General features: G+C 71.1%; 12 protein-coding genes. 7 read left to right on the plus strand and 5 right to left on the minus strand.

Annotated elements, in window-relative coordinates:
- Window positions 1-89: 89 nt before the first annotated feature.
- The gene (ppgK, locus tag AB0L21_RS15070; protein ID WP_365784354.1) at window positions 90-836 is read right to left on the minus strand and encodes a polyphosphate--glucose phosphotransferase; all 747 of its coding nucleotides are present in this window, start codon (window positions 834-836) and stop codon (window positions 90-92) included.
- 29 nt (window positions 837-865) lie between these two features.
- Complete coding sequence (locus tag AB0L21_RS15075) at window positions 866-1,882, minus strand: 4-hydroxy-3-methylbut-2-enyl diphosphate reductase (RefSeq protein ID WP_365784356.1); 1,017 nt, start codon at window positions 1,880-1,882, stop codon at window positions 866-868.
- A 64-nt stretch (window positions 1,883-1,946) separates the two neighbouring features.
- Between AB0L21_RS15075 and AB0L21_RS15080 the strand changes: the two genes are divergently transcribed.
- The 4 genes from AB0L21_RS15080 to AB0L21_RS15095 all read left to right on the plus strand — a co-directional run bounded on the left by AB0L21_RS15080 (window position 1,947) and on the right by AB0L21_RS15095 (window position 5,614).
- Entirely contained in the window at window positions 1,947-3,314 is a 1,368-nt protein-coding gene (locus AB0L21_RS15080) for an APC family permease (RefSeq protein ID WP_365784358.1), read from the plus strand.
- 136 nt (window positions 3,315-3,450) lie between these two features.
- Window positions 3,451-4,659: an exodeoxyribonuclease VII large subunit gene (gene xseA / locus AB0L21_RS15085; RefSeq protein WP_365701467.1), complete on the plus strand. Its 1,209-nt coding sequence runs from the start codon at window positions 3,451-3,453 to the stop codon at window positions 4,657-4,659.
- Window positions 4,656-4,889, plus strand: coding sequence for an exodeoxyribonuclease VII small subunit (locus AB0L21_RS15090; RefSeq protein ID WP_365701469.1), 234 nt, complete (start codon window positions 4,656-4,658; stop codon window positions 4,887-4,889). The genes xseA and AB0L21_RS15090 overlap by 4 nt, the downstream gene beginning before the upstream one ends.
- A gap of 134 nt (window positions 4,890-5,023) precedes the next feature.
- Window positions 5,024-5,614 (plus strand): malonic semialdehyde reductase, encoded by a 591-nt coding sequence (locus AB0L21_RS15095; RefSeq protein WP_365701472.1) that lies wholly within the window; start codon window positions 5,024-5,026, stop codon window positions 5,612-5,614.
- 80 nt (window positions 5,615-5,694) lie between these two features.
- On the opposite strand, the gene AB0L21_RS15100 is transcribed toward AB0L21_RS15095, so the two are convergent.
- Window positions 5,695-6,222 carry a DUF4245 domain-containing protein gene (locus AB0L21_RS15100; protein ID WP_365784360.1) on the minus strand — a complete coding sequence of 176 codons (528 nt, stop codon included), beginning with the start codon at window positions 6,220-6,222 and terminating at the stop codon, window positions 5,695-5,697.
- A gap of 127 nt (window positions 6,223-6,349) precedes the next feature.
- On the opposite strand from AB0L21_RS15100, the gene glpX reads away from it, so the two are divergent.
- Window positions 6,350-7,384, plus strand: a complete 1,035-nt coding sequence (gene glpX / locus AB0L21_RS15105) for a class II fructose-bisphosphatase (protein WP_365701476.1) — start codon at window positions 6,350-6,352, stop codon at window positions 7,382-7,384.
- A gap of 130 nt (window positions 7,385-7,514) precedes the next feature.
- On the opposite strand, the gene AB0L21_RS15110 is transcribed toward glpX, so the two are convergent.
- Together AB0L21_RS15110 and AB0L21_RS15115 are read right to left on the minus strand one after the other, a co-directional pair.
- Complete coding sequence (locus AB0L21_RS15110) at window positions 7,515-7,889, minus strand: WhiB family transcriptional regulator (RefSeq protein ID WP_365784362.1); 375 nt, start codon at window positions 7,887-7,889, stop codon at window positions 7,515-7,517.
- 124 nt (window positions 7,890-8,013) lie between these two features.
- Window positions 8,014-8,703 carry a DUF1707 domain-containing protein gene (locus tag AB0L21_RS15115; protein WP_365784364.1) on the minus strand — a complete coding sequence of 230 codons (690 nt, stop codon included), beginning with the start codon at window positions 8,701-8,703 and terminating at the stop codon, window positions 8,014-8,016.
- A 145-nt stretch (window positions 8,704-8,848) separates the two neighbouring features.
- Here AB0L21_RS15115 and AB0L21_RS15120 point away from each other — a divergent pair, with 145 nt between their 5' ends.
- Window positions 8,849-10,516 (plus strand): fumarate hydratase, encoded by a 1,668-nt coding sequence (locus AB0L21_RS15120; protein ID WP_365784366.1) that lies wholly within the window; start codon window positions 8,849-8,851, stop codon window positions 10,514-10,516.
- A 361-nt stretch (window positions 10,517-10,877) separates the two neighbouring features.
- Complete coding sequence (locus AB0L21_RS15125) at window positions 10,878-12,263, plus strand: class II fumarate hydratase (RefSeq protein WP_365784368.1); 1,386 nt, start codon at window positions 10,878-10,880, stop codon at window positions 12,261-12,263.
- Window positions 12,264-12,275: the final 12 nt, after the last annotated feature.

The raw sequence follows: 12,275 nt of genomic DNA on the forward strand, positions 1-12,275 counted from the left end.
CTGGACTGGTACAACTACCACCGACCCCACACCGGCATCGGCGGCCAAACACCAGCCAGCCGCGTCACCAACCTCCCCGGACAGCACACCTAGGCGCGCTGGGCCGCTCTCATCGCCGCGCCCACGATCCCCGCGTTGTTCTGCAGCTGGGCGGGGACGATCTCGGCCTTGACGCCCTCGATGAGGTGCAGGAACTTGTTCGCCTTGCGGCTGACCCCGCCGCCGATGATGAACAGCTCCGGCGAGAACAGCATCTCCACGTGGGCCAGGTACTTCTGGACGCGGTGCGCCCACTGCTCCCAGCTGAGGTCGTGGTCATCCTTGACCTTGCTGGAGGCGCGTTTCTCCGCGTCGTGGCCGTCCAGCTCCAGGTGGCCCAGTTCGGTGTTGGGGAGCAGGGCGCCGTCCACGAAGACGGCGCTGCCGATGCCCGTGCCGAAGGTGAGCAGGATGACCGTGCCCTTGCGGCCGCGTCCGGCGCCGAACTCCATCTCGGCGACGCCCGCCGCGTCCGCGTCGTTGACCACGGTCACCGGCAGGCCGCCGAGCCGGCCGCTGAACAACGCGCGCGCGTCCGTGTCGATCCAGCTCTTGTCGACGTTCGCCGCCGTACGGACCGTGGCGCCGCCGGTGACCACGCCGGGGAAGGTCAGGCCGACCGGGCCCGTCCACCCGAAGTGGTCCACCACCTGTCTGACCCCGTCCGCCACGCCGTCGGGCGTCGCCGGGTGCGGGGTGAGCACCTTGCAGCGCTCCTGGGCCAGGTCGCCCCGGTCCAGATCCACTGGAGCGCCCTTGATGCCGGATCCGCCGATGTCCACGCCGAAGATCTGCATGGCACCACGTTACGACGGACCACTGACGGTCACGCTTCGGAGGTGCCGCTTCCGCCGCGCTCGGCGACCAGGGCCGCCGCCTCCTCGCGCAGGTCGCGGCGGAGTTCCTTGGGCAGCGAGAAGGTGATCGACTCCTCGGCGGCCTTGACGGTCTCCACGTCGCCGTAGCCCCGCTCGGCGAGCCACTGGAGGACCTGCTCGACCAGCACGTCCGGCACGGAGGCGCCGGAGGTGACGCCCACGGTCGTCACGCCGTCAAGCCAGGCCTCGTCGATCTCGTCGGCGAAGTCCACCAGGTGGGCCTCGCGGGCGCCGGCGAGCTTGGCGACCTCGACCAGCCGCTTGGAGTTGGAGGAGTTGCGCGAGCCGACGACGATGACCAGCTCGGCCTCGGCGCCCATCTGCTTCACGGCGAGCTGCCGGTTCTGCGTGGCGTAGCAGATGTCGTCGCTGGGCGGGGAGACGAGCCCGGGGAACTTCGTCTTCAGGGCGTCGACGGTCTCCATGGTCTCGTCCACGGAGAGGGTGGTCTGGGAGAGCCAGACCACCTTGGACGGGTCGCGGACCTCGACCTTGTCGACGTCCGTGGGGCCGTCGACCAGCTGGATGTGGTCGGGGGCCTCGCCGGAGGTGCCGATGACCTCCTCGTGCCCCTCGTGGCCGATCAGGAGGATGTCGTAGTCCTCCTTGGCGTACCGGACGGCTTCCTTGTGGACCTTGGTCACCAGGGGGCAGGTGGCGTCGATGGTGGCGAGCCGGCCCTGGCGGGCCTCCTCGTGCACGACGGGGGCGACGCCGTGCGCGGAGAACATGACGATGTTGCCGGGCGGCACCTCCTCCGTGCGCTCGACGAAGATCGCGCCCTTCTTCTCCAGGGTCTGCACGACGTACTTGTTGTGGACGATCTCGTGCCGGACGTAGATCGGGGCCCCGTACTGTTCCAGGGCCTTCTCGACGGCGATCACGGCGCGGTCCACGCCGGCGCAGTAGCCCCGGGGGGCGGCGAGCAGGACACGGCGGCCAGAGGAAGCGGTCATGCGTCCCATCGTAAGGCCGCGTTCGGGGCCCCGAGATCGCGTGCCCGTGGCCGCGCGGGGAAGACTTGTGCGTATGTCCGACACCGGAACGACAGCTTCCACGACCGGCGCGCACAAGCGGCTGCGCCGCAGCCTCGGCTTCCGGGACCTCGTGGTCTACGGGCTGCTGTTCATCGCGCCGATGGCACCGGTCGGGGTGTTCGGCACGCTCGACGCGAAGTCGCACGGCGCGGTGGCGCTGGTGTACGTGGTGGCCACGGTCGCCATGGCGTTCACCGCGTTCAGCTACGCGCAGATGGTGCGGGTCGTGCCGCAGGCCGGGTCGGTGTTCGCCTACGCGCGCGCGGGGCTCGGGAAAGGGGCCGGGTTCATCGCGGGCTGGATGGCGATGCTCGACTACGTGCTCATCCCGGCGGTGGCCTACCTCTTCTCCGGCATCGCGATGAACGCGCTGGTCCCCGAGGTGTCCCGGTGGGTGTGGACGGCGCTGGCCGTGGTCGTCACCACGCTTCTCAACCTGTGGGGCGTACGGGCCGCCGCGCGCGTGGGCTTCCTCGTGCTGGCCCTGGAGATCGTGGTCCTGCTGGTGTTCGTGGTGTCGGCGGTCGTGGTGCTCGCGCGGGACGGGGCGCAGCGGGGGGTGCTGTCACCGCTGTCCGGGGACGGCACGCAGGGCGCGTTCGCGCTGTCGGCGGTGATCGGCGCGGTGTCCGTGGCGGTCCTGTCCTACCTGGGCTTCGACGCCATCGCCACGTTCGCCGAGGAGGTCACCGGGGGCTCGGCGAAGGTGGCGCGGGCGCTGCTGTTCTGCCTGGCGCTGGCCGGGGTGCTGTTCGTGGCGCAGACGTACCTGGTCGCGCTGCTGGAGCCGACGACGTCCGCGCGGCTCGCACGGGATCCCGGGGCACAGGGTTCGGCGTTCTACGACGCGGTGGACTCCGCCGTCGGGACGTGGCTGCACGATCTGGTGGCCGCGAGCAAGGCGATCGGGGCGGCGTTCGCGGCGCTGGCCGGGCAGGCGGCGGCCGGGCGGCTGCTGTTCGCGATGGGCCGCGACCGGCGGCTGCCGCGGGCCCTGTCCCGCACGGACGCCGGCGTGCCCCGGGTGGCCCTGCTGTGCGCGGCGGTGATCACGCTGGTCGCGGCCGGGTGGGCGGCTCGGCGGGACGACGGCCTGGACAAGCTGGTGTCGGTGGTCGACATCGGGGCCCTGTCCGCGTTCACCCTGCTGCACGCGAGCGTGGTGGGGTATTTCGTGGTGCGGCGGGGGGAGCGGAACTGGTGGCGGTATGTCGTGGCGCCGGTGGTGGGGGCGGCGATCACCGTGGCGGTCATCGCGGAGGCGGCGGGGGTGGCGCAGCTGGTGGGTGTGGTGTGGCTGGCGATCGGCTTGCTGGTGCTGGTGGGTCAGCGGGGGCGGCGGGAGCCGGTGACGAGCTGACCGGCGCGGGTGCGGCAGCGCGCCGAAGGGGCGCGGGGAACCGCGCGATCAGCCGTGCCGGAGTCGCGGACGGAAACGGTCCGCGGCCCTACGGCGCGTAGCCGGACTGTCGGTGGCGACCACTACGCTCGACGCCATGGCTGTGAACACGTCTCCCGAGACCCCGCTCCCCGTGGGCGAGGTCTCCCGGCTGATCGGCGGCTGGATCGACCGGCTCGGCGCGGTGTGGGTCGAGGGGCAGATCACGCAGCTGTCCCGCCGCCCCGGCGCCGGCGTCGTGTTCCTCACGCTCCGCGACCCGTCGTACGACATCTCCGTGAGCGTCACTTGCTACCGCCAGGTCTTCGACGCGGTCGCGGACGTCGTCGGCGAGGGCGCCCGTGTCGTCGTCCTGGCGAAGCCGGAGTGGTACGCGCCCCGCGGCCAGCTGTCCCTGCGCGCCGCCGAGATAAGGCCCGTCGGCGTCGGTGAGCTGCTGGCCCGGCTGGAGCAGCTGAAGAAGGCGCTCGCGGCCGAGGGCCTGTTCGCGCCGGAGCGGAAGAAGCCGCTGCCGTTCCTGCCGCAGCTGATCGGGCTGGTGTGCGGCCGGGCCTCCGCCGCGGAGCGGGACGTGCTGGAGAACGCCCGGCACCGCTGGCCCGCCGTCCGGTTCGAGGTGCGCAACGTCCCCGTGCAGGGTGTGCACGCGGTCCCGCAGGTCGTGCAGGCGGTGAAGGAGCTGGACGCGATCGACGAGGTGGACGTGATCATCGTCGCGCGCGGCGGCGGCAGCGTGGAGGACCTGCTGCCCTTCTCCGACGAGCAGCTGGTGCGGGCCGTGGCCGAGTGCCGTACGCCCGTGGTGTCCGCGATCGGGCACGAGCCGGACAATCCGCTGCTGGACCACGTCGCCGACCTGCGGGCCTCCACGCCGACCGACGCGGCGAAGAAGGTCGTGCCGGACGTCGGCGAGGAGCTGGAGCGGGTGCGGATGCTGCGGGACCGCGCGCGGCGCTGCATGAACGCGTATCTGGAGCGGGAGGAGCGGGGGCTGGCGCATGCGCTGGCGCGGCCCTCGATAGAGGATCCGCACCGGATGATCGACGAGCGCGCCGACCATGTGGCCGCGCTCCTCGACCGGGGCCGGCGGACCCTGGGGCATCTGCTGGACCGCGCGGAGTCGGAGCTGACGCACACGCACGCGCGCGTGGTGGCCCTCTCCCCCGCGGCGACGCTCCAGCGCGGTTACGCGGTGCTGCAACGGGCGGACGGGCATGTGGTGCGCGATCCCGCCGAGGTGACGGCGGGCGAGGCGCTGCGCGCCCGCGTCGCCGAGGGTGAATTCACAGTGAAGGTGAGCGAATGACGAGCAAGGTGGACGAGGCGCTGTCGTACGAGCAGGCGCGCGACGAGCTGATCGAGGTCGTACGGCGGCTGGAGGCGGGCGGTACGTCGCTGGAGGAGTCCCTGGCGCTGTGGGAGCGCGGCGAGGAGCTGGCCAAGGTGTGCCGGCGCTGGCTGGAGGGGGCCCGGGCCCGGCTGGACGCGGCGCTGGCCGAGGAGGAGGAAGGGGAAGCGGAGGACGGCGGCGAGTAGGGAGCCGGCGGCGGGTTGTGAGGCGGGTCACCGCTCCCCAGATGTAGTTGAAGCTTAAACCTCGCCTGTCGTAGGGTCGGTGACGTCAGCCGGTCCGGCACCGCGGGCCGGACGCGCCCCTGAGGAAGTCACCCATGTCTCTCGTTCTTGACCCCGCCGCCCAGGACCTGCTGTTCCGCGAGGCCCGCACCGCGAACACCTTCACCGACGAGCCGGTGACCGAGGAGCAGGTGCAGGCGATCTACGACCTGGTCAAGTACGGCCCCACCGCCTTCAACCAGACCCCGCTGCGCGTCACCCTGGTCCGCTCGGCCGAGGCCCGCGAGCGCCTGGTGAAGCACATGGCCGAGGGCAACCAGGCCAAGACCGCCACCGCCCCGCTGGTCGCGATCCTCTCCGCGGACAACGAGTTCCACGAGGAGCTGCCGGCCCTGTTCCCGGCCTTCCCGCAGGCCAAGGACGTCTTCTTCGCCGAGCGCGCGGCCCGCGAGGGCTCCGCCACGCTGAACGCCGCGCTCCAGGCCGCCTACTTCATCATCGGCGTCCGCGCCGCCGGCCTCGCCGCCGGCCCGATGACCGGCTTCGACCCCGAGGGCGTCCGCAAGGAGTTCCTGGACGACGACCACACCCCGCTGATCATCGTCAACATCGGCAAGCCGGGCCCGGACGCCTGGTACCCGCGCTCCCCGCGCCTGGCCTACGAGGACGTCGTCACGACCGTCTGAGCCACGCGAGCACGACGAAGAGGCCCCCGGCACCGCCGGGGGCCTCTTCGTATGTGCCGTACACGGGGAGAGCGGACGGGTCACTCCATCTTCAGCGCCGCCGCCATCGTCCTCAGCTCCTCGAAGGAGCCGGTGCCGGCCACCACCGTCGTGGAACCGGGCGTGTCCCGGAGCACCAGGGCGTCGTACCGGCCGCCGGTGTAGCGGGTCCAGGTACGGCCGCCGATCTCCTCGGTCCGCTTGGTCGCCGACGCGCCCTGGCTGGCCTGGTCGATGAAGTCGGCGGGCTTCTCCGTGGCCTGCTCGATCTGCACGTACTGGCCGTCCGGGGTCCGGAAGCCGAGGTGCCAGCGGTCGGACTTCTCGCCCTGGAAGCGTACGGAGGTCGCCTTCCAGGTACTCGGCAGGCCCTCCGGCGCGGCCACCGGGTAGCTCGCCGCCCGGCGGGCCGTGACCAGTTCGACCCGGTAGTCGACCCGCTTGAGGTCGGGAACGTGATCGTCGTGCGGGATGGCGATGAAGTAGACGACCAGTCCCGCGATGCCGATCAGGGCCAGGGAGAGAATCATGTCCCGGGCCGTCTTCTGCTTACCGTTCGAACCTGCCACGCCCCCTATCGTCGCAGGTGCCCCAAGCGCTCATCCGTGGGGTCCCCTGCTCATTTTGTCTGCCTAACGATAGAGTCGGGTCCAAGACCCTCATCCGGCCGTCGTCGTATCAGAAAGGTGCGCTCCGATGACCGAAAACCACCACCTGCCGTCCGAGCTGGACGTCCCCTCCGAGGCTCCCGACCGCAACCTCGCCCTGGAACTCGTCCGGGTGACCGAAGCCGCCGCGATGGCCGCGGGCCGCTGGGTCGGGCGCGGCGACAAGAACGGCGCCGACGGTGCCGCGGTGCGCGCCATGCGGACCCTCGTCTCCACCGTGTCGATGAACGGCGTGGTCGTCATCGGCGAGGGCGAGAAGGACGAGGCCCCGATGCTCTTCAACGGGGAGCACGTGGGCGACGGCACCGGTCCCGAGGTCGACATCGCCGTCGACCCGATCGACGGCACCACGCTGACGGCCAAGGGCATGCCGAACGCGATCGCCGTCCTCGCCGCCGCCGAACGCGGCGCGATGTTCGACCCGTCCGCCGTGTTCTACATGGACAAGCTGGTCACCGGCCCCGAGGCGGCGGACTTCGTCGACATCAACGCGCCCGTGGAGGTGAACATCCGGCGCATCGCCAAGGCCAAGCGGTCCTCGCCGGAGGACGTGACCGTCGTCATCCTGGACCGGCCGCGGCACGAGGATCTGATCCGCGAGGTCCGGGACGCCGGCGCGCGCATCAAGCTGATCTCCGACGGTGACGTGGCCGGCTCGGTGTACGCGCTGCGTGAGGGCACCGGCGTCGACCTGCTGCTCGGCATCGGCGGCACCCCGGAGGGCATCATCTCGGCCTGTGCCGTGAAGTGTCTGGGCGGGACCATCCAGGGCAAGCTGTGGCCGAAGGACGACGAGGAGCGGCAGCGGGCGATCGACGCCGGGCACGATCTGGACCGGGTGCTCACGACGGACGACCTGGTGTCCGGGGAGAACGTGTTCTTCGTCGCCACCGGGATCACCGACGGGGAGCTGCTGCGGGGGGTCCGGTACCGGTCGGAGACCGCGCTGACCGAGTCGATCGTGATGCGGTCGAAGTCGGGGACGGTGCGGAGGATCTTCTCCGAGCACCGGCTGAGCAAGCTGCGGGCCTACAGCGCGATCGACTTCGACCGGGCCAAGTAAGGCCGCCTGCTCGGAGGGGGCGCGTGGAGCGTCGGCGGCCGCGGGTCGTCGACGGTTGCTCGCGCAGTGCCCCGCGCCCCCGGCAGGGAAGCGCCCTCGGTGCGGAGAGGGCGCTCCTCGTCCACGTGTTTCAGCCCGCCATACGGTTCGCCGATGCCCTCGCCGCCTTCTTCAGTTCCAGGTCCCTGCGGCGGCGCCTCGCCAGGACCACTCGGCGTTCGGCTGCCGTGAGGCCGCCCCAGACGCCGTAGGGCTCGGGCTGGAGGAGGGCGTGTTCGCGGCACTCGACCATGACCGGGCAGCGGGAGCAGACGCGTTTGGCCGCCTCTTCGCGGGACAGCCGGGCGGCGGTCGGTTCCTTCGACGGGGCGAAGAACAGGCCGGCCTCGTCGCGCCGGCACACCGCCTCGGTGTGCCAGGGAGCGTCTTGGCCCCTGTCGCGCGCTGGCACCCGCTGGGCCGGAACGGCAGCGACCTGCAGGGACGAATGCGGCGGTTGCAGCACGGTCTACTCCTGACGACGGCTTCGCGAGCGAGAGACGATGCAGCAAGGCCTACCCGCTGTGCGTGCGCCTATGCACAGCGTTCCCGTCCGCAGGCGAACGGCGCGTCGTTCACACCCCCCGGCGTCAGTCCCCCAGGTGTTTGCGCAGCTTGCGGTCCACCTTGTCCTGGACGCGTTCCAGGATGTCCGCCACGCTCTTGCCCCGCTTGGGCCGCGCCTCCACGTTGCCGAGGACGGCCCAGCCGTCGACGTAGACCACGGGCGCGTCGGAGTCGACCGAGTCCAGCGGGCTCACCTCGAAGTTGCCGAGCACACCGCCGCCGGTGCCGCGCAGCGAGATGTTCTCCGGGACGCGGATCTGGACGTCGCCGAAGACGGAGACCGCCTTGATGACCACCTGCTGGTACTCGAAGATCGCCTCGCTGAGGTCGATCTCGACGCTGCCGAAGACGGCGTACGCGTGCAGCCGGCGTCCGGCCCGCCAGCGGCCCCGGCGCACGGCGCTGCTGAACACCGCCACCACGTTCGCGTCGGCCTCCACCGGGATCGCGCCCGGGGTGGGCCGGGGCGGCACCGGCGTGTAGCCGGGTGCGGTGGGGCGCTGGTGGGCGGCGGGCAGGTCCCGGATGAATACCTCCAGCTCACCCACCGTCTTGGCGTGCAGCACCCCGTCCACGCGCTCGGCGTGTTCCTCGGCGGTCAGCCGGCCCTCGGCCAGGGCCTCGCGGAGGATGTCGGCGACCCGGTCGCGGTCGGCGTCGGAGGCGCGCAGTTCGGCGGCGGGTGTGGGTGCGGTCTGCTTCTGAAGGTCCACGAAGGCAGCGTACCCAAACACGATAGATCGCGACACCCCTGATTGAGCCTTACCTCACAGGTTCGCCGCCGAGGGCAGGTTCTACGCTGGGGAGGCTCGCCAGCGTCGGCGGGCGGCCGTCCGTCACAGTGAGGAATGGGCTGAGATGCCTGAGTTCGCGTACACCGATCTGCTCCCCCAGGGCGAGGACACCACCCCGTACCGGCTGGTGACCTCAGAGGGCGTCTCCACGGTCGAGGGACCGGACGGGCGGACGTTCCTCAAGGTGGAGCCGGAGGCGCTGCGCAAGCTGGCCGAGGAGGCCATCCACGACATCCAGCACTACCTCCGCCCGGCCCACCTCGCCCAACTGCGCCGGATCATCGACGACCCGGAGGCGTCGGGCAACGACAAGTTCGTCGCGCTCGACCTGCTGAAGAACGCCAACATCGCGGCGGCCGGCGTGCTGCCCATGTGCCAGGACACCGGCACGGCGATCGTCATGGGCAAGCGCGGGCAGAACGTGCTCACGGCCGGCGAGGACGAGAAGCACCTGTCCCACGGCATCTACGACGCCTACACCAAGCTGAACCTGCGCTACTCGCAGATGGCTCCGCTCACCATGTGGGAGGAGAAGAACACCGGCTCCAACCTGCCGGCCCAGATCGAGCTGTACGCCACCGACGGCGGCGCCTACAAGTTCCTGTTCATGGCGAAGGGCGGCGGCAGCGCCAACAAGTCCTTCCTGTACCAGGAGACGAAGGCCGTCCTGAACGAGGCCTCCATGATGAAGTTCCTGGAGGAGAAGATCCGCTCGCTCGGTACGGCCGCCTGCCCGCCGTACCACCTGGCGATCGTCGTCGGCGGCACCAGCGCCGAGTACGCCCTGAAGACCGCCAAGTACGCCTCCGCGCACTACCTGGACAACTTGCCGGCCGAGGGCTCGCCGCTCGGCCACGGCTTCCGGGACAAGGAGCTGGAGGAGAAGGTCTTCGAGCTGACCCAGAAGATCGGCATCGGCGCGCAGTTCGGCGGCAAGTACTTCTGCCACGACGTCCGCGTGGTCCGTCTGCCCCGGCACGGTGCGTCCTGCCCGGTCGCCATCGCCGTCTCCTGCTCCGCCGACCGCCAGGCGGTCGCGAAGATCACCGCCGAGGGCGTCTTCCTGGAGCGGCTGGAGACCGACCCGGCGCGCTTCCTGCCGGACACCACGGACGAGCACCTGGAAGAGGGCGACGTCGTCAAGATCGACCTCAACCAGCCGATGGACACGATCCTCGCCGAGCTGACCAAGTACCCGGTCAAGACGCGGCTGTCGCTGACCGGCCCGCTGGTCGTGGCCCGGGACATCGCGCACGCCAAGATCAAGGAGCGGCTGGACGCGGGCGAGGAGATGCCGCAGTACCTGAAGGACCACCCGGTGTACTACGCCGGTCCGGCGAAGACGCCCGAGGGCTACGCCTCCGGTTCCTTCGGCCCGACCACGGCCGGCCGCATGGATTCCTACGTGGAGCAGTTCCAGGCGGCGGGCGGCTCCAAGGTGATGCTCGCCAAGGGCAACCGCAGCAAGCAGGTCACCGACGCGTGTGCCGCCCACGGCGGCTTCTACCTCGGCTCCATCGGCGGCCCGGCCGCCCGGCTCGCCCAGGACTGCATCAAGAAGGTGGAGGTCCTGGAGTACGAGGAGCTGGGCATGGAGGCGGTCTGGAAGATCGAGGTCGAGGACTTCCCGGCGTTCATCGTGGTGGACGACAAGGGGAACGACTTCTTCACCGATCCGGCCCCCCAGCCGACGTTCACGTCGATCCCCGTGCGCGGCCCTGGCCTGGCGTAGTTGCGCAGGTGGCGGCGGGGACGGATGTCGCCCCCGCCGCCCCTTCCCGTCCACGCCCCCAGGGGCTCCGCCCCTTTCGACCCCGCCGGGGGCTCCCGCCCCCTGACACCCGGCCGCCGGACGAACGAACGGAACGACTTCTTCACCGATCCGGCCCCCCGGCCGGCGTTCACGGGCATCACGGTGCGGGGCCCCGGCCTCGCCCGACCCACTCCCGCCGTCGCTCCCGGGACCGGTCCCGGGCCTGGAGGGGCGACGGACCACGGGGGCCGGAGCGGGCCGTGACGCAGGATCAGCGACCCGGCCACCCACCCGGCCCAATTCCCGGAACATTCCGGTCCCCGCGACCGCTGTACCGGGCATGAGCGAATACCGCATCGAACATGACTCCATGGGCGAGGTCCGGGTCCCGGCCCACGCCAAGTGGCGGGCGCAGACGCAGCGTGCCGTGGAGAACTTCCCGGTCTCCGGACAGCGCATCGAGCGGGCGCACATCGAGGCGCTGGCCCGGATCAAGGCGGCGGCGGCGAAGGTGAACGCCGAGCTGGGCGTGCTGGACAAGGAGGTCGCCGAGGCGATCCAGGACGCGGCCGGGGAGGTCGCCGCGGGCGAGTGGGACGAGCACTTCCCGGTGGACGTGTTCCAGACGGGCTCGGGGACCTCGTCCAACATGAACACCAACGAGGTCATCGCGACGCTGGCGACCGAGCGGCTCGGCCGGGACGTGCATCCCAACGACCACGTGAACGCCTCGCAGTCGTCCAACGACGTCTTCCCGTCGTCCATCCACATCGCGGCCACCGCGGCCGTCACCCATGACCTGATCCCTGCCCTGGAGCACCTCGCCGCCTCGCTGGAGCGCAAGTCCGGCGAGTTCGCGGACGTGGTGAAGTCGGGGCGGACGCACCTGATGGACGCCACGCCGGTGACGCTCGGGCAGGAGTTCGGCGGGTACGCGGCCCAGGTGCGGTACGGCGTCGAGCGGCTCAGGGCCTCCCTTCCGCGCCTCGCCGAGCTCCCGCTGGGCGGCACGGCCGTCGGCACCGGCATCAACACCCCGTCCGGGTTCTCCGCCGCCGTCATCGAGGAGGTCGCCCGGGTCACCGGGCTGCCGCTGACCGAGGCCCGCGACCACTTCGAGGCACAGGGCGCCCGGGACGGCATCGTGGAGACCAGCGGGCAGCTGCGGACCATCGCGGTCGGCCTGACGAAGATCGCCAACGATCTGCGCTGGATGTCCTCCGGGCCGCGCACCGGTCTCGCCGAGATCCGGCTGCCCGACCTCCAGCCCGGCTCCTCGATCATGCCGGGCAAGGTCAACCCGGTGGTCCCGGAGGCCGTGCTGATGGTCGCCGCGCAGGTCGTCGGGAACGACGCCACCATCGCCACCGCGGGCGCCGCCGGGAACTTCGAACTGAACGTCATGCTCCCGGTCATCGCCAAGAACGTCCTGGAGTCGGTCCGGCTGCTCGCCAACGTCTCGCGGCTGCTGGCCGACCGGACCGTCGACGGCATCACCGCCGACCGCGAACGCGCCCGTGAGTACGCCGAGTCGTCCCCGTCGGTGGTGACCCCGCTGAACAAGTACATCGGGTACGAGGAGGCCGCGAAGGTCGCCAAGAAGTCCCTCGCCGAGCGCAAGACGATCCGCCAAGTCGTCCTGGAGAGCGGGTACGTGGAGCGCGGCGACCTGACACTGGAACAGCTGGACGAGGCGCTGGACGTCCTGCGGATGACGCGCCCGTAACCGGGAGCGAAC

The sequence above is a fragment of the Streptomyces sp. NPDC052721 genome, from assembly GCF_040678315.1.
In the GTDB taxonomy this organism is placed as follows: domain Bacteria; phylum Actinomycetota; class Actinomycetes; order Streptomycetales; family Streptomycetaceae; genus Streptomyces.

What these genes read in the sequence shown, in the direction of transcription:
- AB0L21_RS15075 (WP_365784356.1), bottom strand. Translation starts at nt 1,882, where the DNA reads ATGGGACGCATGACCGCTTCCTCTGGCCGCCGTGTCCTGCTCGCCGCC.
- xseA (WP_365701467.1), top strand. Translation starts at nt 3,451, where the DNA reads ATGGCTGTGAACACGTCTCCCGAGACCCCGCTCCCCGTGGGCGAGGTC.
- AB0L21_RS15125 (WP_365784368.1), top strand. Translation starts at nt 10,878, where the DNA reads ATGAGCGAATACCGCATCGAACATGACTCCATGGGCGAGGTCCGGGTC.
- AB0L21_RS15120 (WP_365784366.1), top strand. Translation starts at nt 8,849, where the DNA reads ATGCCTGAGTTCGCGTACACCGATCTGCTCCCCCAGGGCGAGGACACC.
- AB0L21_RS15080 (WP_365784358.1), top strand. Translation starts at nt 1,947, where the DNA reads ATGTCCGACACCGGAACGACAGCTTCCACGACCGGCGCGCACAAGCGG.
- glpX (WP_365701476.1), top strand. Translation starts at nt 6,350, where the DNA reads ATGACCGAAAACCACCACCTGCCGTCCGAGCTGGACGTCCCCTCCGAG.
- AB0L21_RS15090 (WP_365701469.1), top strand. Translation starts at nt 4,656, where the DNA reads ATGACGAGCAAGGTGGACGAGGCGCTGTCGTACGAGCAGGCGCGCGAC.
- AB0L21_RS15095 (WP_365701472.1), top strand. Translation starts at nt 5,024, where the DNA reads ATGTCTCTCGTTCTTGACCCCGCCGCCCAGGACCTGCTGTTCCGCGAG.
- ppgK (WP_365784354.1), bottom strand. Translation starts at nt 836, where the DNA reads ATGCAGATCTTCGGCGTGGACATCGGCGGATCCGGCATCAAGGGCGCT.